This window comes from Chryseobacterium carnipullorum, from assembly GCF_003815695.1.
GTDB classification, from domain to species: Bacteria; Bacteroidota; Bacteroidia; order Flavobacteriales; family Weeksellaceae; genus Chryseobacterium; species Chryseobacterium carnipullorum.
In genome coordinates, this window is record NZ_CP033920.1 from 438,781 (window position 1) to 464,104 (window position 25,324).

At 33.9% G+C, this 25,324-nt stretch carries 18 protein-coding genes; 3 read left to right on the forward strand and 15 right to left on the reverse strand.

Annotation, left to right across the window (positions count from 1 at the left end; translation table 11 throughout):
• The first annotated feature begins 89 nt into the window (after positions 1-89).
• Both EG346_RS02105 and EG346_RS02110 read left to right on the forward strand, forming a co-directional pair.
• A complete protein-coding gene (locus EG346_RS02105) occupies positions 90-1,478 on the forward strand; it encodes a RagB/SusD family nutrient uptake outer membrane protein (protein ID WP_123876846.1) in 1,389 nt (462 codons plus the stop codon).
• A gap of 14 nt (positions 1,479-1,492) precedes the next feature.
• A complete protein-coding gene (locus EG346_RS02110) occupies positions 1,493-4,129 on the forward strand; it encodes a S9 family peptidase (protein ID WP_123876847.1) in 2,637 nt (878 codons plus the stop codon).
• 164 nt (positions 4,130-4,293) lie between these two features.
• Here EG346_RS02110 and EG346_RS02115 read toward each other — a convergent pair whose 3' ends face one another.
• The 3 genes from EG346_RS02115 to EG346_RS02125 form a co-directional block, all read right to left on the reverse strand.
• The gene (locus tag EG346_RS02115; protein WP_123876848.1) at positions 4,294-4,569 is read right to left on the reverse strand and encodes a DUF6520 family protein; all 276 of its coding nucleotides are present in this window, start codon (positions 4,567-4,569) and stop codon (positions 4,294-4,296) included.
• Positions 4,570-4,590: 21 nt separating this feature from the next.
• Positions 4,591-6,108, reverse strand: a complete 1,518-nt coding sequence (locus EG346_RS02120) for a MauE/DoxX family redox-associated membrane protein (RefSeq protein WP_123876849.1) — start codon at positions 6,106-6,108, stop codon at positions 4,591-4,593.
• 127 nt (positions 6,109-6,235) lie between these two features.
• Positions 6,236-6,436, reverse strand: a complete 201-nt coding sequence (locus EG346_RS02125; RefSeq protein WP_123876850.1) for a hypothetical protein — start codon at positions 6,434-6,436, stop codon at positions 6,236-6,238.
• Positions 6,437-6,812: 376 nt separating this feature from the next.
• Between EG346_RS02125 and EG346_RS02130 the strand changes: the two genes are divergently transcribed.
• Complete coding sequence (locus EG346_RS02130) at positions 6,813-8,417, forward strand: helix-turn-helix domain-containing protein (protein ID WP_123876851.1); 1,605 nt, start codon at positions 6,813-6,815, stop codon at positions 8,415-8,417.
• 229 nt (positions 8,418-8,646) lie between these two features.
• Here EG346_RS02130 and EG346_RS02135 read toward each other — a convergent pair whose 3' ends face one another.
• From EG346_RS02135 to traK, 12 genes are all read right to left on the reverse strand, one after another.
• A complete protein-coding gene (locus tag EG346_RS02135) occupies positions 8,647-9,084 on the reverse strand; it encodes a DNA-directed RNA polymerase subunit alpha C-terminal domain-containing protein (RefSeq protein ID WP_123876852.1) in 438 nt (145 codons plus the stop codon).
• Between the two features lie 145 nt (positions 9,085-9,229).
• Entirely contained in the window at positions 9,230-14,434 is a 5,205-nt protein-coding gene (locus EG346_RS02140; protein WP_123876853.1) for an Eco57I restriction-modification methylase domain-containing protein, read from the reverse strand.
• A complete protein-coding gene (locus tag EG346_RS02145) occupies positions 14,431-15,111 on the reverse strand; it encodes a hypothetical protein (protein WP_123876854.1) in 681 nt (226 codons plus the stop codon). The genes EG346_RS02140 and EG346_RS02145 overlap by 4 nt, the downstream gene beginning before the upstream one ends.
• 79 nt (positions 15,112-15,190) lie before the next feature.
• The gene (locus tag EG346_RS25015; RefSeq protein WP_123876855.1) at positions 15,191-18,442 is read right to left on the reverse strand and encodes a DUF3945 domain-containing protein; all 3,252 of its coding nucleotides are present in this window, start codon (positions 18,440-18,442) and stop codon (positions 15,191-15,193) included.
• A gap of 16 nt (positions 18,443-18,458) precedes the next feature.
• Positions 18,459-19,166: a hypothetical protein gene (locus EG346_RS02155; protein WP_123876856.1), complete on the reverse strand. Its 708-nt coding sequence runs from the start codon at positions 19,164-19,166 to the stop codon at positions 18,459-18,461.
• Positions 19,156-20,004, reverse strand: coding sequence for a M23 family metallopeptidase (locus EG346_RS02160; RefSeq protein ID WP_228426549.1), 849 nt, complete (start codon positions 20,002-20,004; stop codon positions 19,156-19,158). The genes EG346_RS02155 and EG346_RS02160 overlap by 11 nt, the downstream gene beginning before the upstream one ends.
• Before the next feature lies 1 nt (position 20,005).
• Positions 20,006-21,997 carry a type IV secretion system DNA-binding domain-containing protein gene (locus tag EG346_RS02165; protein WP_123876857.1) on the reverse strand — a complete coding sequence of 664 codons (1,992 nt, stop codon included), beginning with the start codon at positions 21,995-21,997 and terminating at the stop codon, positions 20,006-20,008.
• A 4-nt stretch (positions 21,998-22,001) separates the two neighbouring features.
• A complete protein-coding gene (locus EG346_RS02170) occupies positions 22,002-22,268 on the reverse strand; it encodes a hypothetical protein (RefSeq protein ID WP_123876858.1) in 267 nt (88 codons plus the stop codon).
• 5 nt (positions 22,269-22,273) lie between these two features.
• Positions 22,274-23,143 (reverse strand): DUF4138 domain-containing protein, encoded by an 870-nt coding sequence (locus EG346_RS02175; protein WP_123876859.1) that lies wholly within the window; start codon positions 23,141-23,143, stop codon positions 22,274-22,276.
• A 5-nt stretch (positions 23,144-23,148) separates the two neighbouring features.
• Positions 23,149-24,357, reverse strand: a complete 1,209-nt coding sequence (gene traM / locus EG346_RS02180; RefSeq protein ID WP_123882544.1) for a conjugative transposon protein TraM — start codon at positions 24,355-24,357, stop codon at positions 23,149-23,151.
• A complete protein-coding gene (locus tag EG346_RS02185; protein ID WP_123876860.1) occupies positions 24,353-24,706 on the reverse strand; it encodes a hypothetical protein in 354 nt (117 codons plus the stop codon). Before EG346_RS02185 ends, traM begins: the two co-directional genes overlap by 5 nt.
• Before the next feature lies 1 nt (position 24,707).
• Positions 24,708-25,322, reverse strand: coding sequence for a conjugative transposon protein TraK (traK, locus tag EG346_RS02190; RefSeq protein WP_123876861.1), 615 nt, complete (start codon positions 25,320-25,322; stop codon positions 24,708-24,710).
• Positions 25,323-25,324: the final 2 nt, after the last annotated feature.

Genomic DNA, 25,324 nt, shown 5'->3' on the forward strand with positions numbered 1-25,324 from the left:
AAAATACTTGCTAAAAAGATGTGTAAATCTTGACAGTATGAATGAAAGAGCAAATATTCTATTTAAAAACAAACTCTAAAAAAGAAAAAATGAAAACCTATATAAACACCATAACCTATATCCTTTTTCTCATTTTATTACAATATTTCTGTATTTCCTGTGAGAAAATGATCGATGTCGATTTGCCCGAAAACCAAATACCTTCAGAACAGGTCTTTCAGGATGTGCAGACAGCGGATGCCGCTTTGGCTGCTTTATACAGCGGATTGTGGGATAATTCGCCGTTAGCGGGCGATCAGACCGGAAAGCTCCTCGGAACCTATACCGATGATCTTTCGTATTATGCAACGACTTCCACCAACGGTATTTTAGATTTGTATCAGAATACCCATACCGATTCTAATGCAGCGGTATATGCCTATTGGGCTTCCACTTATCAGAAAATCTATATGGCAAATGCCATTATAGAAGGAGTTGAAAAATCTGTTTCCCTTTCTACAACGGATAGGAACAGATTGAAAGGCGAAGCTTTATTAATTAGAGCGATGCTCTTTTTCTATTTACAGCAAATCTATGGAGACATTCCTCTACCGACGACTACCGATTACAATCTCAATAAAGTTCTTCCTAAAATCGGTTCCAATGAAGCTTTAACAAAGATTGATGGAGATCTAAATTCCGTAATAAACCTGATCCCTGATGATTATCGCAATGCGGAAAGAATTTTCCCCAATAAAAAAGTAGCTCAATTCATGCTTGCCAAAACTTATATGGCTCAGAATACCCTGACAAAATGGGCGGAAGCAGAAATCTTGTTAAAAAATATTATTCAAAGTCCGCCCTATACTTTCCAGAATGATATCACCAAGGTTTTTATCAAAACCGGAACTCATATTTTATGGCAGCTTAAGCCTAAGAATCCGGGTGATGCCGTAAAAGAAGCCAGTATCTATTATTTTACGGGCGCAGCTCCCAGCTCATTTACTTTATCGCAAGATCTGGTGAATGCTTTTGCGGCAGGTGACTTAAGGAAGCAACACTGGATAGCTGCTGTAACTGTGGGTGCAAATACATGGTATAGAGCAGAAAAGTATAAAAACAGGTCAAATAATACGACGGAATATTCAGTTGTGTTCCGTTTGGAAGAAGTCTATTTACTCTTGGCAGAAGCGTTAGCCCAGCAGGATAAATTGGCTGAAGCTTTAGTATATCTCAATCCTACAAGACAACGCGCTGGACTGACAGTGATTACGAATCCTGTTTCCAAAGAAAATTTACTTAATGAAATACTACTGGAAAAAAGAAGGGAATTTTTTACAGAATTCGGGCACCGCTTTTTTGATCTGAAAAGACTCAGTCGTTTGCAAACACTTGTTTCGGTAAAGCCTAATTGGAAAGATTTTCACAGGGTATTTCCAATTCCTCAGAAAGAACTCCTGCTTAATATCAACCTTAATCCTCAGAATACAGGCTATTAAAGAAATAATATAGTATGAAAAGAGAAACAGAGGAAAAGAGAAATGTAATAAAGGCTGCCATGGAGAGGATTGTTCAAAGACTTTTCACCATTATATTTTTAATAAGTATAATGGCATTTCAACCGTCTTTAGGGCAGCAAGCGAAAAACCTAAAAGACAGCCCTATAAAATTCTATCCTAATCACCATAAAAAAGATAAAGACACCTTACAACAATGGATGTCTAAATTTTATACGCTGGGAACTATGAAAATTTCTAAGAACAACCGATGGGTGATGCTTAATAAAATCTACAAAAGAAATAATGATACGGTGTTGGTTTTTGATTCCACCAAGCCGGATCAAGTGATTCATACCATCATTAAGAGACCTCAGAATTTCTTTTTGGGTAGTGGCTATATACTTACCTCAGGAAACGGAAAAGCAGAGTTTTTGGATGTAAAAATGAATCAGAAGAAAGTGTATGAAAACATTCAACGAGCTGAAGTATTGAATAAAAGCAACCAATATTTTATTTTAGACAAAAATAAAAACCTCAGTCTATATGATAAGAATGCTAAACTAATACATTCTACTTCCGGAGTTGCGGACTATGTAAGTGATAAAAAATCAAAAATTTTCGTTTCCGAAAAACTGGAGAAAATGAAAAATACTATGGTATCAGTTTTATTAAATGACAAAAAGAGCATTGACAAAGAAACTTTATATTCAACGGAGAATGAAATCACTAAACTGGAGCTTATACCTTCCGGAAAATATGTAACGGTTACAGAAAAAATAAGGGATTCTGATCTTTTGCAAATCACATTCGTAGAAACTGGCACAAGGTCTTCAACAATAAAAAAAAATTTCAAAAGTTTTTCAGGGAAAGCAGATTTTGTTATGGTGAGTGAAATTCAGAATGGTAATTCTTACCTTATTGATTTTGATAAAAGAATACCTCTTGTCAAAGAGGAAATGGTGGAAATTTGGTATGGAACGGATAAAAAACTTCGGGAAAAGAAATATGGGTCTCAGCAGCATCAGTACTTGCTCTGGAATCCTAAACTCAATGAATCGGTAAAGCTTCCGACAGATCAATTTTCATCCTACGCCTCAATAGGAAGCGATCGTTACTTTTTAGCGTTTAATTCAGACGAAGAATTCAATTATACCAGTGGCACCCACTTATATTCGATGCATTTGTACGACAAACTGATGGGCTCTTCTGAACGTATTTTTACAAAGACCTACCGGATCATTGTAAGTCCTGATGGAAGGTATATTAGTGCTTATGATGAAAAAATCAAGGGATGGGTATTGTATGATACGCTCGAATCTGCTTTTATTCCTGTAAAAAATAAAGGTAAGCTGTCGCCGGTTTTTAGTTCAGATAATCAGTTTGTTCTTTTTGAGAGTGAAAATGACCTTTGGCAGATGGATTTGAAAACCAAAGAGGTTAAAAGGCTGAATATTGCTCCGAATCAGGATGTAAAAATCAGCAATTTAATAACGGAAACTCTATTCCGGCAGTTTAATGTGAGCGTCGAACTAAGAGCAGTTGATCTTCAAAAGCCCATGCTTTTAAAAGTACGCGATAAAGAAAGGAATTTGACTTCATGTATTAATTGGAAAAAAGGAAAATCTGAAGTTATTATTCCACCATCTCAAAATAGAATTAAAGATTTTAAATATAATGAAGGAGGAAACAGTATTTTCAGTATCGAAGAAAATTACAACAGTCCGCCGGTATTGTATCGGTACAGCAATAAAGGAGCCGTAAAAACACAAATATTCAGATCGGGAAAAGAAGATAAAATCATTAAAAATCTAAAACAGGAAATTCTATCATATACCAATACAGCGGAAACACCCTTAAAAGGAATGCTGTATTACCCGATAGGTTTTAATCTGAATAAAAAATACCCGATGGTGGTGAGGATTTACCAGCAGCAGTCTGAATCCTCCGGTATTTATCCAATTCCTGATTATGATGAAGATGGTTTTAATTTGAGGCTGCTTTTGGAAAATGGATATTTTGTATTTCTTCCAGATATTATTTATGATGAAAGGGGAACGGGAGTCTCAGCACTGGATTGTGTGAACAGCGGACTGGATCAATTAATAACCTATCCGAATATTGACCAGAAGAAAATAGGACTGACCGGGCATTCCATGGGAGGCTATGAAACCAATTTTATTGCCACAAAATCTGATCGGTTTGTTGCCTATCTTTCAGGAGCTTCCATAAGTAATATTGTGAAGTCTTATTTTTCCTTTAACACGCATTTCAGCTTCATGGATTATGCAAGACTGGAAAATGGGCAATATGAAATGAATGTTCCGTTTTCGGAAAATAAGGAAAAGTATTTTAAGAATAATCCAATTCATGATGTTGAAAAAGTAAGTGCCCCGATGCTGCTGTGGGCAGGCACAAAAGATCAAAATGTTACCCCTGACCAGACGATGGCATTTTTTGCAGGGCTTGTAAGAAACCGTAAACCTGTTATTGCTTTAATGTATCCACATAGGGAGCATGATTTGGGAATAGGAAGTGAGGAAAGTAAAGATTTAAACCTTAAAACGTTAGATTGGTGGAGGTATTTCCTAAAAGACGAGAAAAATATTCCGTGGATAGAGAAAGAAATGAATCAATATGAACGCAATCAATGATGTATGCGGTTTTTATTTAATTTTTGAGTTTCAAAAAATATTATATATTTACCTCAAAATGGATATTTTAATCTATCATTTGTGTTTTGAGAATGACAAGTCCTGTCATTCTTTTTTTGTACCACAAAAATAAAAGCCGCCTCACCGGAGGCGGCTCATTTTAATTACTGCGGGATCTCATGTAATAAGGTTCCACACATGGTTGGCGATACGAGTTCACGTAGTTGTACACTTGGATCTGATGTCCACGTACAAACAGGACCTACGTTTTCGTCACTACAGTCTTTCTCAGCATTTAGACAGCTGAAGGTTCCGTTTCCATTGTTAACAAGCCTATAACCTGCTACAATAGCTTTTTTGTTTTCTTTTGCCACTTTGGTAGCAAACGCTGAACCTGTACCCAATAGGACTAAGGCTACTGGAAAAATGAACTTTTTCATAGTATAAAATGGTATTTGTGCCTACTCTTTGGACCGGTTTTCGGCTTCTCCGGATATAAAATATTTAGTTATAGGTTTTGTAAATTGGTGCTGAATAATTTTATTGTCAATAATTACATAGAGATATTTATCGGTAACGATAAAATCAGAAACACCGTGGCTATCTTTCTTAAAGAGGTACATGCTTCCGATGTATTCATTTTCATCGGTCTTATAGACATCCACAATACTCGCTTCCTGCCATGTTTTTTTTGATTCATGTTTTCCCATCAAATCAGATTGGTTGAATAAAAGGTTCTTATGGACAGCCGAACGAAGGTTGACTTTTAAGGGTGGAGCACTCATTTTATGAATTCCGTCTGCAAGGCGCTTTGATTCTATTTTAGCAATTCGTACCGTATCAATAGTGTTCATTTGATTTTGAACTTTTAAATCTTTATCCATCACTATAAACTGGTTCCTGTAGGTATAAGTGTATATTAGCTGCGAACGAAAGCCATCTGTGATAAAGTTTCCGTCAATATCAAAAACACCATCGATTTGTTTTTGAAGGATATCGGAATACAGCGTAAGCTTTTCACCTGCCGAATTAAGATTAAGATCAGCCAGTACAAATTGCTTCGTCTTACTGCTTTGTGTCCTTATCGCAAAACGAAGTGAATCCAGTACGATCAGTTGATTAAAGTAAGCTTCATTAAAACTGATGGTTTTTGATTTTGGATTTCCGAGCCTGCCCCTGAAGATAACCGGTACTGTTCCGTCGTAAATGTAATAATATGGCGCTTTAACCTGGAGTTTAATATTTCTGAATGGATGTTTTATGTTATCCAGACTGATATTTGTTACCCGCTTTCCTGCAAGTGCTGTATCTAAGGTGAGCAGTGTCTGGGGGAATTTCCTGTTTCCGAGATAGATGTTTTTATCATCATACCCTGCAAAATAATAGTAAGAATCGCTTAACTGTAATTGCTTCTTTTCTAATGTTGGATGCATTAAAAACCGGCGGGTAAAATTATTTTCCTTTTTTATAATCTGCTCAGAAGAGAAAAACAGATAGGTAACAATTCCTATATTGACAATAATTACCGAGATCATCAAAGAAATATAATGAGCAAGTCTTCTTTCTTTCTCTTTTTCAAGGATGATGATGGCAACCATTGCCAAAAGAATACAGACGATATTAAAGATCAGATGTTCTATCCATCCCATTTTCTCCAAAATGCCTCCGCAGGAACAGGGTATAAATTCACTGTAATTAAGGATGAGAAAAATATATACAGTAAATGCAACCATAATTCCCAAAGAGGCGTAGAGCCCTAATCTTTTTGTATTGGTGAAAATGAGTGCAAGCACAATCAGCAGTTCTATAATAATGACAGCATAAGAAACAAATCCTGCATAAGCGCTTAACAGAGGTGATTGCCCAATTTGAACCTGGAAATTCTCAAAATCAAATATTTTACTAATGCTGGCGTAACAGAACAAAAGTATAAAGAAGTAGGCAATTCCAGTAGGAAAATAGATGGTCAGTTTTTTCATAATATTTCATGTAAAATCAAAAGGTTAGAAGTAAAAGGATACATCCTGAATATCAGAATTGTTGATTCTCTGTAGTTTTGATATGAAAACTATTGTGATTTTCCATACCCATTCAATTTTTACGGATTCACTGGCTCATTCTCCAATTATCCCGATCTTTCGGAGGGTCAGTTTCTCCAATTTTCTTAGCGACTGTACTATCTCTTTTAAAGGTATTTTGATCAGTTACATACTTTTCAGTCTCGTCAGTGTATGTATCGTGCTCACGACAAGAATTTAAAAACAAGATGATACTTCCTGTAGTTATAAATAAAAAATACTTTTTCATTGTTTGGGATTTAATTAGTTAATAATCCCGGCCGGTTTTCTTTAGAATTCTAGGACGAATGTAGAAAAGGATTGATCCTGAAAAAAGGAAAGCATGACCTGATTTGTAAATCGTACTGATACGATTTACAAATCAGATCATAAATATTTTGGACTTAATTATATTATTATCAGTCGTTTACAAGTTTTTTGTTATTTTTTATAATGTAATATTTAATAATTGATTTTTTTTCACTTTTACGCTTGCAAATATTTGACTTATAGTGGTAATTTCATAAATTTGTGATATAAATATTGTATTTATTTTGTGGAAAATTTTACTTGTTCTCGTTTTTTATTGCATCCGACTAAATAGTCAGGAATTTTCTGATTATAGAATGCGCTACGATAATTTTGAAGAAAACGATATAAGGGCTTTCAATTTTTTAAATCCTTATATTCAAAAAGCAAAACAGGAAAAAAACTATCGCGAATTAGCACAGGCCTATAAAGATGCTATCAGCTTTTCGCCAAATCACAAATTGTACTATGCGGACAGTATAATATGGGCGGCTTCCAAAACCGGAGATAAAGATTTGTTGGGTGCTTCTTATCTAACTAAAGGCACGGTCTTCTATTTTAATCATAAAAAATTTAAACTTGCTTTAGATGAATATTTGAAAGCTTGGAATTATTTAGAAAATACAAAAGATGAATATCTTTATTATAAAAACCTTTACCATATTGGTGTTGTAAAAAGTTATCTAGGATATCATGAGGAAACATTGGATATTTTTGAAAAATGCAGAAATTATTTTAGCAGTAAAAAGATACCTCCTGGATTTCCAAATTTAGAGTATAATAATAAGAAAGGCTATCTTAATAGTCTCCATCAGAATATTATCTGTCTCATTGAGCTGGATCGTCTCAACGAAGCATCCCTGTTGATCGATGAAGGGCTTACCGGAGCTTCATCTCACATAGACTTTTATATTGAAAGAAGTTATTTTTATAAGTTACAGGGTATCATTGATTTTAAGAAAAAAAACTATGATAAGGCAATATCCAATTTTAATAACGCTTTAGCAGGAGTAGAAAAGAAAAACGATTTTACCAATGCCTCAGCAATATATTTTTATAAGGGCAAAAGCCTATTGAGTAAAAATGACGTGAATAATGCTGTTTGTTATTTTAAAAAGGTAGATTCCATATTTAGTAAACATCAATTTATTTTGCCCGAAGTGAGGGAGAATTACGAGATCCTGATAAATCATTCTAAAAAAACTAAAAATGAAAAGATAGAGTTGTATTTCACCAACCAACTTCTCAAGGTTGATCTTATCCTTTCCACCGATTTTAGATATCTTTTAGAGAAAATTCATAAAGAATATGATACAAAAGATCTTTTGAGGGCTAAAAAAAGGTTGGAGAATTCAAGGCTATATGGCTATGGAATAGCAGCCTTCTCAATGTCTCTACTTATTTTAATTTTTACTATCACTTTTTTCAGAAGGCGGAAAGAAAGAGAAATTCATAAAAAGTATGAAGAACTACTTCTAAAAATAGCACAGGATAATACTGAAAAACCAAAGGATGAATTTGTGCATAAGCCGAAAAATTCAAAACTATCTGTAGAAATGGTCAGTGATCTATTAAATAAGCTGAATATTCTTGAGCAGACTAATTTTTTTCTTGAAAAGGGGCTTACTCAAAATAAGCTGGCCTCAAAATTGAAAACCAACACCACTTATCTATCTGAAATTGTTAACGAATATAAAGGACACCATTTTAATATATATTTAAACCACCTAAGGATCCAGTATGTTACCAAAAAACTTTATGAAAGCAAGATATGGCGAAGCTATTCTATAGAAACTTTAGCTAAGGAATGTGGTTTCAGCAACAGATCTAACTTTTCTAAAGTATTCACTGAGGTAAATAATATCAGTCCTGCTGATTTTATCAGGAAGAGAGAAGGTGAACTTAAGCAAATGCCTGATTAAGTATTTGAAGTTTCAAATAAAATATCTTCCAAACACCTATAAAGAGCATTGACTGCCTTGATTCAACAGAAAGTAATATCAAAAAGACACCTCTTAATCCCAAAAAATATAGATAATTAAGAAATTCCCTCATTCTTTTCTGGAAAATTTGTTCAAAAATCCTCAAGAAATTCATTCTTTACAATGATTTTTAATGAAATTTTTAACAATAACCTGTTTACGATATAGATTATTTTTTACTGTTTTTTTCACAGTAGACGAATATTTCTTCATCTGACATATCGAATTTTAATCCTAATTTTTTCACACAGTCATCTATTTCATTTATAGCTTTTGGACCTAATCCACGAATAAATTTTAATCTTTCTTTTTTCAATTTTACCAATTGTAAGATCGTTTCTATTTCATATTCTGTTAAAGCAGACCCTATTCTTGAATTTCTTAAATGAGATTTAATTGCTGTATTAAAAATTGTTTTTTTTAGAATGTTTTCATTCAGTTTTAAGGAATATTCGAATTCATATTTTGCATTCGGTCTATTTTTTATCGCATAGTTTTCAAATTCTAAAATGGTTTTATTTAGAATTTGCATCAGCTCATACTTTGATCGACAATTACTCTTGACTGTAATTTTACCTGAGTTGAAATAAATTTCTATTGTGTTCATCTAATGCGTTATGAGTATAAATTTAAGAAATATATCATATATCAGTTTTATGATAAAGGTTTATTATAATGCAATTTTTTTTCAGGAGCACTTCTTGATATATTTAATTTACTAGCTTTAAATGAATCAGTTTAGTTTTTATTACCTACCTTTTTCTTGATATAAATTCACCTTGTTCCTGATTCACATTTACTTTTGGGTTTATCTCGGGTTCTACAGAAAGAAGATTCTTTGATGTTAGGAGGTTGCTTTCAATTATTGGATTCTGTTTAGTATCAAATATTTCAGATGCTTTAAAAAGAAAAATATTTTCCTCAGCCCTTTCCTTTACGTAATCTCTGTTCTCATTCATTTTTAGTTGCTGTTCCTTTTCAAATTTATATTGAACGATTAATCCCTCTTTAGTCGTTGACAATTCTTCCAATTTTTTATCCAATTCTGTGATATTATCAGCTGTAGCTTTAGTTTGTTTTTCAATTTCTATAACATTCACTCCCTTTTCGGCTAAATTGTCAATCGCCTTCTGAACTTCAGCTCTAGCTAAATCAATCGTTTTCTGATAAGATGGAAGCTGGTTTTTCCAATATTCTGCATCCTCCCCTTCCTCTTTTGAATACCCCAAAATTCTGTTGTAGGAATGTTCAGCTTTTGTAACTTCTTCTTTTATTTTAAGAAAAACTTCATATTTCCTCAAAACAAATGCACTATCTGCGAGGTACTTATTTTTGTCACTTTCAATCCTTTTCTTCATCAATTCAATTTCAATATTCGCTCTGGTTTCGGGATTGGTAATGATGGAGGTTTTGAGCTCTTGCGTGCTAATATCAGATATGTCCAAAACATCAGCGCCCTTTTTCATCGCTTCTAAATATCTTGCCTGCTTAGTCTGCAACTTCTGAAGCATAAAGACATCAATACTGTCATTGGTCAGCATAAAATTAACCCGCACATTTTCGTTCTTGTTTCCTTGTCTCCAGGCTCGTCCTTCCACCTGTCGCAATGAAGTAAAATTGTAGGGTAATGTAAGCATATAAACATCTGTTGTATTTTCCTGAAGATTCATTCCTTCCTGAATGGCTTCACTTCCAATAACAACTTTTATTTTCCCAACATTAAAATCATTTTGAATAGAAATTCTTTGGTTTTTGCTTGTAGCCCCGGTAATGATTCCTACTTCTTCAGGCTTATAGCCCACTTCACCAATAAGATAGTCTTTTAATTTTGGAAACTCTGAAACAGCTAATTCAGAATAAATAATTTGTCCCGATTCAGGAATATCTTTTTTATTCTGCCTAATTAGATTCATCATCTCATTCAGTTTGGGAGAATCTTCAACAAAAAATTTATCGGAAGGTTCCAATCCTGTGTAATAAGGTGATAGGTATGGCGAAATTGCAATCAATCGGGCATTGAGAATATGCGTTAGAATTGCTCCTTTTTCAGTTTCACTGAAATTTTCATTGAGCAAATCATATTGTTCTTTTGTAAGATCATTCTGCTCAATTTTATATTCTTTGTTGATTTTATTTGGACGAATTAATTCTGGATTGTCCTCTTCTCCTTTTATATCTATAAATTCCGATAGCAGTTGTTGGAAAAGAGAATTATTTTTAAACCTCCGAACATTTGCTTTGAATTTCACATCTCCCTTCGCGTCAATCTCCATATCATTATCCGCCTCCATAAAAGTTTCAAAGAATGTGTTGACATTAAAATAACCCGATTCTTCCAAACGTTTATTAGCTATCAAAGACAAAATAGAATAATATTCAAGAGGTTTATTAGTAAAAGGTGTTGCTGAGAGTAAAGTAACATTCCTCCCATCACATTTATCTTGGATATATTGGCAAGCCATCCACGTATTGATTCCTAATTTGGAAGTCTGTTGGTTCTGCCCTCTAAAATCGGAAGCAAATCTTCGGTCTTCTATTTTCACTTTTCCAACAATATGATTGGCGTTATGAACTTCGTCGTAAGTCAAATGATCAAAGCCAAAATCTTCCCAATCATAGATTTTACCGCGCTTCATCTTGCCCTCAATTTCCTTTTCTTTCTGAAGTTCGATTTGGAGGTCTCTCTCTGTGTTGGTAACACTTTTTAGTTCACTGGCTGAGATGTAGTTGAACTTTGATGAAAGCTCTTCGGTAATTTCTGATGAAAATCCAATATTGTTAAAACCTTCGTAAGTAACTATGGTAATTTCTCCGTCTTTATTGTCAAATTTTGAGAGATCATAATCTTTGCCGAGATTTCCCAAAACATTGACTTTAGCATCGGGAATTGTTTCAAATATTGTTTCAACCCATTGTTTCAAAATACTGTCGTTGGGAACCACGATGAGTGGTCTTGTTGCATTTCCCCTCTCCATTGCTTCGTGCATAGAAAGGATTCCTGATAAAGTTTTCCCAAATCCTACTTCGTGCGCTAACAGCCCTACTCCTTTTGTGGTCTGTCTCCCAATTCCTGCTTTCTGAACCTCGGCTAACTTTAAGGGTTTTCCTTTAAAATTTTGATAGATTCTGGAAAACAATGGAAATTTGGAATAGTCGGGAACGTGGATATTATTATAATTACGGTTAAAATCTTTTACAAATCGATTTCTTAATTCATCGGATAATTCTTCACGAACAAATTTGTGAAAGAGATCATTGGCAGCGGCTTTTCGTCTTTCACGGACTAAAGCATTTCTTTCTTTATCGCTTCCCGTAACTGTTTCATTATCAACAAAAGTTTTGACTTCCCACGACGACGATCCTGCAAAGGCTTCGCTAGGCAAATCGGATACGAAATCTTTGAATTTTTCTGCAAGATTGTAATTTTCTATCACGGGTTCAGAACTTCTTGTCGCTGAATTGTAACGAAGTTTCTCAACGGTACCCAAACCAAATTTATGTACAAATTCGTGGTTAGGACTAATGAATATTTCATCAAGAGATTTTGCTTTTGGCAAAACATTTTCTAATAATGTTTTTTGCTTTTCATACTGATCTACCGTTCCCCCAATTGCATTTTTATCAATAAAATCCCGCTCCAATTGCTCTAATTTTGCGTAGATATTGCCTTCCGTGTAGTAAAAGTCGTGGACCCAATTTCCATCGATATAATTGGCAAACTGGTAGTGTTTACCACGATTGTTTAAAGTTCCATCATAAGAAGTATCCCTAAATGCTTCAATTTGTTCTTTGGTAATCTCCGAACTGTTTTGCAAAGATGTGTTTACAATTACATCTTGTTTTGAGAATTGATATTTTAAAATACTTTTCTTTATTTCCGGTTTTGTTTGGATTTTGTATTCGTTGTCCAACTTAGTATTGTGGATGGAAATAATGCGGTCACTTTTTTCAATAAGTTCTTTTAATTTTTCCTCTGAAAATGATGCTGGTTTTGTGATTAAATCTTTGCGAAGTTTTTCATACTTGCTAATTTCAATAGTAATTGTGGGAGATTTAAACTTGATGTTATTGAGTTTAGAAAGTGCCAATTCAATTTTTTCTTGAGTTTCTGTTAAATTCAACTCGTCTTTTTCCTCTGCAATAATTTCTTTCTGTGGTGAAGCCTTTGTAATAGGGTTCGGCTCAGTATTTTCTAAAAATAGATCTTCAAAAAGATTTCCAATTCTTTCGGTCTCCTTCTTCTTTTTAAATTGCTCAATCTTGAAGAGAGCTTCATCTAAATTTCCGTGGATATAATTTTCCAAACGTCCGAAACGATTGGTTTTTTCACGGTTTTCACCAAGAACTTTCATGGGATTATCTTGAAAATAACTGGAAATATCAACAGAGACGTTTTGATTGTTTTTTCTTAGAATGATAATATCTGTTCCGATTTGCGTTCCTGCAAAAGCTCCGTTTGGTAAACGGAATGCTTCCAAAAGATTTGCATTTTGCAAATTCTTTTGTCGGTTCAGCCAACCTGATGGAAGTACCATTGCCAAAACTCCGTTGGGTTTTAAAGAATCTAAAGACCGCTTTACGAAATAATCTTCATATTTTGAAATTTTTGGCTCTTCTCCTAATCCTTTATACAGCCCCCGATGCTCGCCGTAAGGCGGATTTCCGATAACCAAATCGTATTGCTGAGAAAATTTTTTTTTATTTCCTTTTTCATCAATAAATTCGGTTTCAAAAGAGCGAAGATTAATATCCGCTTCGGGATGCAGAATTTTGGCAATTTTCGCAGTGGTTTCATTGATTTCAAAACCTGTAATTTTAGAATTTACCGATAATTCGTGAGTGGTGTACAGAAAATTTCCGGTTCCGACGCTGGGTTCTAAAACGGATATTTCTTTTTGATTTTTGAAATGGTCTTTGATTAAATTGCGGACTGTATCAACAATTTTTGAATCGGTGTAATATTCATCTAAAATTCCTCGTCCTTCTTTTGCGGTTCCGCCGCTTCGGAATTGGTTGCAAATCTCTTTTAAATCATCAGTGATTGTAAGATTTTCCTTCAGAATAATTTTGTCATCGTCGGAAACAAAACAAGCTGCAGAAACTACTTCCACAACTTGTTCATTGGTCAGTTTTTGACCTTTATATTTTTCGATAAGCGTTTCTAACTCATAATTTTGAGTAGAATTTTCATTTACCTCGGAAACTCGTCCTCCAGATTCTCTTCTATCGGATACAATTCTCCCGGATACGATTCCGCCCAAGGAATGTTCTCTTCCTTCATTTTTTTCATCATCATTCTGTTGTGAGTCGTCATTGGGTCGTCCTCCTCGGTCTCGTCCTCCCAAATTGCTCCACTCTGTGCCTGCAAGTCCATTTCCAGCATAGTTGCCGCCCACTGCTTGTCCGCTTCCGTAATTTCCGTTTTGCTCGGATTGGATTTTTGGGCTATGTTCTCCAGTGTTGTGTTCAAGTGTTCCGTTTCCCACTTGCTGAGGATTGGATGTTCTTCCGGATTCAATTGCATTGTTTTCATTTTCTGAAGTTTTTGGTTCAACTAAATTAGTATTTTTATCTTGAAGATTGAGTTTATTCTTTAAATATTCGGTCAGGTTTTGATTCCCGTTTTCAGAAATTTCATACAAAGGACGAACGTCTTTGATGTTTTTACCATTAAATTCTGTCAGAATTTTAAGCGTTACCATATTTCCCGTTCTATCTCCGGTAAGACAAAGAAATATTTTGCCATCATAATTCTGGTATCTATTGAGGAACTTTTTGGCATTTGAACCGGAATTAAGGGTAATAAGTGTTCTATTATTGATTTGCTTATTCAATTGAAGAAGCTCTAAAAATGAAAATGTATCCTTACTGTTTGTGAAAACAATAAGTTCCTTCTTATTTCCTTCAACTACTGAAATGTTATCAATTATCTCATTAAATAATTCTTGATCTTTCACTTTTTTCTGTTTTTTACGAAGTGGTTAAATTCAAAAATTTCTTTGGATTCACTGTCCCAGTTTTTTCTCGATATTAATTGAAGCGTTACGAATATATCCGTCTTTTTATTGTAAGAATCAATTCTTTCGAGTCTTCCGTGGTAGTCTTTTTCGACGTGTTTGTAAATTGAGTACGGTAAAATAGTATCCGTTGGATAAATGTAAAATCGAGTATACATCCAGGGTGAATTGATTTCAAATCGTTTGTATTTTTTCTTAAACAAAACGGTATCACTCAGATTTTTCCTGTTTCTGTAATTGGGGATTTTTTCCTGAGAAAATAGTGTTCCACCTTTTTTGTTTTCAACTAAAATCGGCTTTTGGTTTTTTGTAATATCAGACAGAATGATTTTTCCCGGATTTTCATTTTCAATAGTATAGCATAATGAATCTTTAATGAAATAAATTTGTTGGGTTATTTCGGGAGCGTCAACATCCGGAATACGTTCTATAATGGAATCTCCTGAATAATTAAGGCTTGACAAATGAAAACTTTGGATGTTGTTCAGATTTTTGGAAGCATCGAAATAGACATTGGAAACCACATCGATTCCGCCTTTTTCGGATTTGATTTCTTTGTGGCAGGAATTGCTTACAAAAAGAAAAAAAAGACCGGGTAGTATTAAAAGTTTTTTCATAAAAATAGAGTTTAAAAAAGCGGCAGCTTAAATAATTTGGTCTACCGCTAGGAAATAAATGAATGATTATATTTCTTATCTATCGCTTAATACTCTGCTCTTTCACATTGTTTTTTTCGTGCTTGTTATCTTGTTCCAAACCTTCTAAAGGCTTATTTGTATTGATCCTGGTCATATCGGAATCATAGAGATTCAAGTTTTTGTATTGAGGATTCAGTACCGCTTTGCCTTCTATCACTTTATCCTCCAATTCAAATTTGACTTTGACAATATTTCCTTTTTCAAGAGATTTTATAGTGTTCTCTTTATATTCCGGCTTATCAAAGATCAGATTGGATTTTTCAACGATATTGGCAGTATCCACACCGTAATTTTTGTAAAAATTCTGGAAATTATAATTTCCTTTTTCAGTTTTTGGCTCACTGAAATTGAATTTGACAAATGCGGGCTCCATCTGTTCGGTTTTGGGATTTTGAAATTCTATTTTCACGGCACGGCCTTCCAAAAGATTGACTGCCTCTTTAGCGGTAAATGTATTTTCCCTGTTTACCGGAAAATTATGAGAAATTTCTTCGCCCTTTTCATTGGTTAATTTTGCGTTGTACGAATTGAGAAAAACGCCTCCGCTTTCGGTTTTATTGAATTTCAATATAAAACCTACCTTGTTTTCGGGCAATGCTTTGTCGGAAGTCGTTTTAATGTCAAATTGTTGTTTGACAGATTTAATTCCTTTCTCCAGATCTTTGTGAAGCTTTTCTCCCTCTCCGAAGCCGAGGTATTTTAACTGGTCTTTTAGGTATTGAACCTGATCGAATTCTTTTTGTGTTTCCATAATGTTTGGATTTTGATTGTTAATATTATTTTTAAAAAATGTAATGTTTGCGGCTAGGGAATTAGCGATGTTTTTCATTTGGTCAATTGATAGATCCCCATTTTTTGTCTCTAAATTAGTTTTAGCATCATTGACATAATGTGTAGATATATCAATATCTTGCCTTATTTTAGGTTCATATGCTATAGCAATATCTTTTTCAAAAATTGGAAAGTATCTGGTATTTTCGTAGATATACTTATTGACTATGTCCTGAGTAGTGTAATCGAAGTTTTGCAGATAAAGAGGATTTTGTAGAGCTTCTTTTGCAAGTCCATCAATTCTTGCATTACTGAATTTTACATCTTTATTCAATAAATAGCCAGTTTCCCCACTTGGATAGAAGTATGAAATTCTTCCATCGTCTTTGAGTTGCAACATTTGATCTAAGTCATCGTACTTATCTAAAAAAGTAACCTCCTTCCCTGAAATTAAGTTTTCCCTTTGATTATCTGATAAGAAACTTCTATTTATGAAGTCAGGAATCATTAATTTTTGCTGCTCTCTTGGTTTATTTTTAATTTCACTAATGTTGAGATGAAATTCTTCACTTGGAGATTCTATATATCCTTTACTTTTCTCTGTGTTAATCCGTTTATTAGAATTATCGATAAGAGTCGACAAATAATGCTGCATTTCTTGAACTTCACTAAAAGTCCTGCCTTGGCTTAATTCAGTAGGATTATATATTTCATTCTTCCATTTATCTGCTGTCTCTAGTAAAGATTTATGACTACTTTCCAAAACTTGCAAGTCAGTTTCTACGCCATTGGTGTCGTTGTATTTATTAATTACACTCTGAGAGACTGAATCATATTTTTCTAATGATTGAGGATTTTTCAAAGCTTCAGCTGCAATATCCTTTATTTTTCCTCCAACTATTTGAATATCATTTTCTCTAACCTGTACTTTATCAAAAGAAACATCAGTTGTTTTTAAAAATGTTTTAACCGGTATTAAATCTTCATCAAGTTGTGATTTGACAATACTATTATTCTTAATGAAATATTCAGTCCCGGTATTAGAAAATTCTAAATTTCCGGTTGCAAGTTCTAATTTTTGAAAATCTGTTATTCGCCTACCTTCAATTACATCTGGTATTTTAGATAACTGTTCATCTGTAAGAGGAATTATTGAACCCGTTTTGTACTCAAAATATTCTGAAATAGCCTTAGATTGCTCTGGAGTTACTTTAATATCATTAAGAATTATATTTCTTTCTGTAAACAAATCTTCTTTTTTAACAGTAAATTCCTCACCACTTGCCCACACTCCTGAAATATTTCCATCTTTCTCAATTGTCAAACTAACTTTCCATTCATCCTCGCTATTTTTTTGTGGAATATGAAGAACACCTGTTGTTTTTAAAAATCTTTTCTGTGCATCAGAAAGGTCAAGCACTTCAATTATTGTAGGAGCTTTAAATTCTTTAACAGAATTATTGGCCGGTTTGCCCTTAGTAGTTTCAATATTAAAAATACCACGTTTTTCGGATATAATATTTTGGATTTCTTTAGAAAAATATTTTTCTAACTCCTTTACCAAATATTTAAATTCACTAGCTTCTAGTTCTTCAAGTACTGGCAATTTATCGAGTGCAATATTATTTTCAACAAGAATTTTTTCTATTGAAGTAATTTTATCAATATACTCAGGCTCTTTCTTAGTTTCATAATTTTCCAGAGCTCTTTCATAATCACTCTGACCTTGATCGTAACTACCGTCGAAATAATTTTCTCTTTCCGGAAGCATTGGGGGAAAAGTTTGTAAGTAGTTAAATATTGCATTTTTCACGTCTTCCCTCATATGAGAGACTTCTATTGCCGCTTTTAAAACTTCAAACCCATAAGGATTAGAAAAATTCCAAGTCGGTTCTTCATTTATTTCGTAATGACTTTGTAATTTATCAGCCAATGCTTTAATTCCTATTTCATTAAAAGGAGTAACTTCTATCCCTAACATTTTAGATTCACGCTCATAATTGCGGTAATGAAAAGCCTGGCGTTCGTCAATTTGTTTATTTGTTAATCCAGAACTTAAATCAGTTTTTATTTCCAGCTCCTGAGCCCAGAAATCTGAAAGTAGTTTATGCTTCGTTCCTTCGCTGTCAATAATTGTTTCAGTAAATTTCATAGCATTTTGCAGAATCATTACTTTATTGTTTAGCTGTTCCTTTTCAATGAATCTGACTAATTCAACGGGATTATTAAATTTATCTTCAATAGGGAAATCCGGATTTGAATTAAAAAATGTTTTCAATGTAAAATTTGAACCTTGAATAAATTCTTTACCCTTAGATTGATAAATTGCCATAAACTTTTTCTCTCTATCGCTAAACATCCGCTCTCCGTCCCGAAAAAATAGTTCGGGAGAAGTACTTTCCATTTCTTTTACAAAATTTTTATAGGCTCCGGTTCTTGGAGTAATATTCCTATCTATCCAGGTTAGTTCATTTTCCATTTTTTCAAGTTCTTAATTACCTTCTAAATCCTCGTGACTTTTGTATCTCCTCGTCCTGCTCCTGGCTTTCCTCCTCTCTAATGCGATTAGCATCCTGATAGACATCAGGGTCATTCACATTCAATTGAATATCTGATTTCTCCCGTTTTTGAGAGTGATTTTGTTTTTCAGAAATTCCAGCAACCGTATTGAATTCTTTGGACACAATATTCAAATCATTCGTAATTTCTTTTGCCATTTCGGGGAATTGGTCAATTTTATCTTGCAGGAAAGATTTTAGTTTTAGAAGTTCCGTTTTGTAACGATTGAGTTCTTCAGTATTCTTTTTATCTGCTATAATTGCGGTCAATTCTCTTGCGTTTTTAATGAAATCAAACTCCACAACTTGATTGGTTTCTTTGTCGAAAATGAAGGCTTTTTTCTCAAAATTCAATTCGCTTGCAGATTTAGAAACATTCTCTGTATCAGTGTATTGAATGTTATTTTTACTATTTTCGAGAATTTCAGAAATATTTTTGTCTCTTTCTAAAAAGATGACTTTCAGTTTGGAATTATTATCCGTAAGCTGAAAAGTTGCCCTGTTTTTGTCGTGATCTGCAACAATGGTATATCCTTGCAAAAATTTCTGAATATCCTCTGTATTCAGTTTTTTAGAGAAAGAATTATCTTCATTAATAATTCCGTATTTCTTTAATTCGTCTGTGGGTAAAGTGTTAGTGTTCATAATGGTTTGCTATTAAATTGTTTACTTTTATGAGGTCGTTTAAAAAATGAGCAGGATTGATGCTTTGTCCGAATTCTTTTACCGAAAAATGCAGATGTGGACCTGTAGAGTTTCCTGAGTTTCCACTTTTCCCAATGATAAAGCCGGCTTTTACTTGTTCTCCTGCTCGATAATATATTTCTGAGAGATGTAGGTACGAGGTTTCGAAACGTTCAAAATGTTTTACTTTTATGAAATTTCCTCCGCCTTTAGAATCCCATCCAGCCGAAGTAATGACTCCGTCCATTACAGAATACACATTTTCATAACCGGCTTTTAGGTCGATGCCATTGTGCATTTTTTTTGTTCCGAAAATAGGATGCATTCTTGTTCCGTAGGAAGATGTAACTGTAATTTTGTTTTTAAGGGGCATCACAATTTTTGACAAATAGGCTTCCGGTTCTTCAACAAAATCATAAGTAGCCAATGAGTTTAGTTTTTTTGATGATTGCTTTTTCTCTTCCAGTTTATGCTGTGTTAGCAGGATCAAAGAATCCTTCAATTTTTCAAACTCATTTTTTCTTACTTCTTTCACACTGCTATATTCTTTAATTAAAGTTTTCAAGGAATCTATTTCATTTTTTAAATCCGATTTTGTGGTGATATTTAAAACTTGTTTCCATGATTTTTTATCCTTTTTTTGTTTTAATGGCTCTTCGATATTCAATTTCTCAGATGCTTTTGGATTTTCAGATTTTTTCGGTACTGTTGCTGTAATCGTATTGAATTGCGCAGATGATAAGCAACTGTAAAACAGTACCATCAAAGTAAATGTGTATTTTGATTTTAGTTTTTTCATTTTATGCAGCTTTAATATTTTCATTCACAATGAGTTCCACTTCTTTATTGATCTTTCTAAAGTTGGTCATCAACACTTCTTCTTTTCGGTTAACCCCTTTTTTATCCACAAAAGAATAATAAGAAGGCATTTTCACGTAGTTGCTTTCTTCCTCTTGAATGGCTTTCATATCCAAATTAATTTTACCTCTAATTGCAGACGTTTTATATTCCTCAGCATCATTTCCCTCTCCCTGTGCGATCATTCCAACCATTTCTCCGGTTTTCAGAGCCGCAATTTTTCCGGCAGGAATCATATTATCCATTTTTTCATTAATACTGGTCGTTGTTCCTTGTTGGGAAATGGATTGTGAGTATGACTTCTGTTTAATTTTCCCAAATAGTTTTTCCAACCAATCGAGTGTATTTTTGTCTCTTGCAGACCCGGAAAGAATATTTCCAACAATTGCAGAAATCGTATCAGCAACTTCTTTTTTGTAGAATTGCCGGAGCTGCGGAATTTCCTGTAATCCAAGCATTACAGCAACCCTGTTGCTTCGTGCGGTTGCTACGATGTTATCAATTTTATGAATATAAATCGTCGGAAATTCGTCTGCGATAATTCCTCCGGGTAAATTGTGTTTGGAGTTAATTAATCTCAACGTCCTGTTTAATACTGAAGAATAAAGCGCCGAATTAATGTCTTGTGTCCCTGGGTCTGATGCCAGAATAATAATGGAAGGATTATCTCTGTCGGTTATCTTCAATTCCACTTCATCGCCGGAAAACACCCAAAAACTTTCTTTAGTCGCCAAGCGGGAAAGGAAAATCTTAAGTGTTCCAACCTGTCCTTCCAATTGGTCAAAAGCTTTGTTGTCATAAGCCGTTTTGAAAGGCGAAAGCAAAGAGAAAATTTCTTCATTGGTAAAAAGAGTATCAAAAATTTCTTTATAACTTCTGTTCATAAAAGAAAGAATATGAGGCAAATCCGAATATTTTCCATTTTCGAATGTTGCAAAAAAATAAATGCAGGATGAAAGGAAATTGATCGCAGATTGGGTAAAGAAAGCTTCAGAACCTCCTCCTGAGCTCGACCCTCCTTTTTGTAAAGATGATACCATTGATTCTGCCATTTCCTGCGCTTCTGCCAAAGTTTGGATATACTTTTTATGAAACGGGTTAACTCGTTTTGATTTTTCAACTTCATTCAGGTTGATGACGTGGAAATGGTAATCGTAGTCGGATTCCTTACTTTTTTTCAACAAATAATGGTAGTATGCAATTTGGGCTAAATCCGGGAATTTAAAATCGTAGATGCAGAGGCAAAAACCTTTGGCTATCATTTGTCTTATTGAAGGATTAATGACACCAAACGACTTCCCGGAACCCGGTGTTCCGATGACCATCGTTCCTCTAAAAGGATCAATATTAATGTACCCTTCATATGTCTTATTGTTATATCTGAAGATATAAGGAATGTTAATCGAAGTATCAGTGTTTATTAATTCTCGATTTTGATCGAAAGATTCTTCTTCAACATTCCACCGGTCTTTTCCCATTTTCTGCTGCACCAGTTTTGAAATACTGTCTGCACCCATTTGAAGAATAACGGCTCCTAAGAAAGAGAGTACGGCGTAAATTACCTGATAGAGATTGAAGCCTGGAAATACTTTTGGAAGTTTTGCATTTCCTGCCTCATTTTGCCACACCAGTGAAGAGAAAATCATCAGCAATCCTAAAATCATAGGGACGATAATTTCTGTACTAATATTGAGGTCTTTCTTTTTCTTGGCTTTTGTTCCGACAGCTACTAATCCAATCAAAATCAATGTTGCAAACTTGGCATTGACAGGAGGATAAATAAAACTCAACTTTGAAAAATTTTTCAATAAGTTGGATACTACCGGAACATCGGCATTAAGGTAAAAAAGCGAAGCACAATCTAACACAACGACAGCATACACTGCTTTTTGAAGAAAGCCATAAATCTTTATTTGATGTTGTTGTTCTTGCATGATCTTAATTTTGTGAAAATTGTCCCAATGAGGTTCTAAAATATTCTAAAGCTTTTAATTGGATTTTTGACTTGTCAAAATCTTCTTTTATCTTATCAAGTCTTTCAAAATATTTGTGCGTTTCAGCTATTTTCAAATTTGTTTCTATAATATCTTGCTTTACCTTAATTGCAACTTTTTTGTAGTGATGTACCATTAATAAAGAAGACAAGAAGAGTAATAGAGAAAAACAAAAAAGAAGGAGTGCAATGATTAATAATGTTGATTCCATAATAATTAAAAAGTATCGGCTTTAAGAATTTCAGAATAGTTCACCTTCATTTCAATAGTGCGCCCCGATAGTTGTTCTTCAATGAGACGAATCATCATTACCTTACTGTTTGGGTAAGTAAATTTTTTGAAAACATAAATATTTCTGAAATTTTTCCTGAAATGTTTTTGAGGATTCAGTTGCAAAATGGGAGTCAGATCTACACTTTGGTTGTTGGTTGCTTTGTGAATTTTTTTGTCTTCTAAGGAAAATTTCAAATCCTCAATATCGTAGCTCAGATTAGAATTATTTTTTATGGTCATATCTAAAAAAATATAATCACTTATCACATATACATTATTGAGTTGAAAGCTGAGTTTCAGATTTTTTTCTTCCCTAATCGGATTTTTCTCAGATTTTTTTTGAATAATATCCATTGCAAATTTTCTCAGTTCAAGATTTGAAAAAACCATTTTATCAAATTCTATGGGCTGCATCGCTTCGGGTTGTATGTGAATATTGGTAATCGTATTTAGATTGTCTTGATTTCTGTAAACTACTTTGTACTGTGCGATGAAAGACTGAGCAACAACCGTAATAATTCCAATTTGAGTTCCATTGGAAAATGCAGTAGGCATTTTAATTTTCCCCTTCTCGTCAGAATAATGATTGTCGGTGATTTTTATCCTGGCAATATTGGTAGTGGGTAAATCTCCCGTAAGTTTTTCCGTAGATAAATCGACGTATTGAATCGGTTCCGGCGAAATAATATGAAGGTTGATGCCTTCGGTAATTTCAATCTCCGGTAAGTCGGAAATGATCTGTTCTTTGGTTGCTGTTTGTGCAGTTAAAAAATTGGCAAAGAATAGTAAAAGGATATATAAAGTAACTCTCATTTTTTTTATTTTTTTTGTTGGTTTTGTGAATCTTTCAGTTGTTTTTCGTCGATTAAAAACACATATGAATTGTATTTTAGTTTTGCCTTGTTCTCTTTGATGAGATTGGCAATGGATTTAGAGGTTGAAGTAAACAGGCTGGTTCCAATACTTGAGAAGAATCCTTTTCCGCCCATATCCATCTGTGTTCCTTGTACAGAATTACTTCCCATTTCTCGCACCATATCTCTGAAAACACTCTGCGGAACGTATAATCCTTTCATCCCGTCTACATCATAAATCGAAAGATTGACAGGATAGATTTCTCCTTTGGTAAAGACCGAAACAATATTGAGATTGACTCTTTGCATTGAAAATCCTGAGATTTGTCCGTATAAAATCGAGCCTTTTATTATTTTTTTGTTTCCAACAAAGATGTCTTCCAACAGGCGAAACCTGATCCTGCTTCCTAAAAATCCTTTGTTGTTTTCGTCAATTACCGCTTTGATAAAACTGTTTTCTTTCTCCTTATAGAAAGCATTGAAACCACTGTTAATACCGGATTTACTGACATTGAAAGTTGAATTAAGAAAATCTTCCAACTTGTCTTTATTGGACTTCAGTTTTTTTTCTGCTGCGAGTTTACTTTGGTACTCAGGATCACGGGATTTTTCTAAAGAATCGATCACGAGCATTTGTTCTTTTAAATATTTTACAGGATCCGGTTGGACACTTTGTGTCTTTTCTTTAGGTGTATCAGTGTATTTATCTTCTTGGTTTCCGTAGGATTTGTCATTCAGCATTTTGATGATTTCAGATGATCTGTTGTAATCTTTATCGTCCCTTTGTGATTGATTTGGTTTGTAATAGGAGGATTGATTTCCTTTTGCCTGGTATCCGTTTTGTCTGCTATTGACTGCTTTTAGTGAATCTATTTTTCTTTTTTGCGCTAATGACAACTGGTCATCATAGTTCAATAAACTGTCTTCTTCTTTGTCCAATCCACCAAGCATTGTTCTGTTATCCTCTTTTTTGAAAAAAGCATCATATGCATCATTTTTGCTCATAATAGAATCCTGCGTATCTCCGAGTGATATTGACAATTCTTTTGGCTTGTCTTTTTCAGAAGTGTCCTCTTTGACAAACTGCGCGCCTACATAGCCGAAAAGAAAAAGAAATGGCAGAGCCAAAAGCGGCAAAACATATTTTTTTTCTTTAAAATTTATTTTTTTAATGTCCATTTTTTAGTTTTTGGTATTGGTTAAACAAGTAGTCAATTCGTAAGCTGTCTTCTTTTTCAAGAGCGTTTTGGTCTCTTTTTACTTTTAAAGTTTTCAGTTCGTTCACAATCTTCTCCATCTCTTTATCATTATTTAAGGATGGATTTTGACTCATCTTACTTTTTGAATAGAGAACAGGAGGCCTTATTTTGAAAGCCGTTTCGGAAGGAAAAAAGACACCTTGAATGAGAGACCCAATAAATGAAACCGACAGTAGAATCATTGAATACGTGAAGAATTTCTTTGGATTTTGAACTGCCCACTGTAGCCATTTCTGACCCTTTTGTTTTAATGTCGTATTCATTTTAGTAAGAGTTTTTGTTTTGATTGGATAGTTCTTCGTTATTGATGATTCGCCAGTTTTTAAGAATCACACCGTGAGGATTATTGGGACTTCTGATGATGTCTTCAAAGAAACCTTCGGTTATGAGCATTCTGGTAATGACAGAGGATTTTCTTGTGATCATTTGTTTCCCGAAAAAAGAGAATTTCTTCTGTTCCATATTGAGTGCAATTGAATCGGTATGGATACTTACCATCGAACTGGAGGCGATGATCTGATTGTAAAATCCTTTTTCCTTTAGGTTCGTATATTCTTTCTTTCCGCTGTCATCAATCAGATACAATGACTTTTGAATATTATCCTTGATATAGGTATCATCTGGTGCGAGCGTGAAAAACAATCGGTGGAAAAGTTCTATTTGCGCTTTGTATTCAACAGGTCGATTCAGTAGTACGTCCGTTTGCTTGGCAAGAACCGGAACGCCATTGTCTAAAATGTAAATTGATTTTCTGGAATCCTCAATCATTCTGTACGCAAAGAAAAATCCGGCAATGACAATGAAAACGGCAAAAGCAATGGTAGATAATGAAACAACCTTGTTGATTTTAATTCTTTGTTCTATATTTTTAATAAGCATTT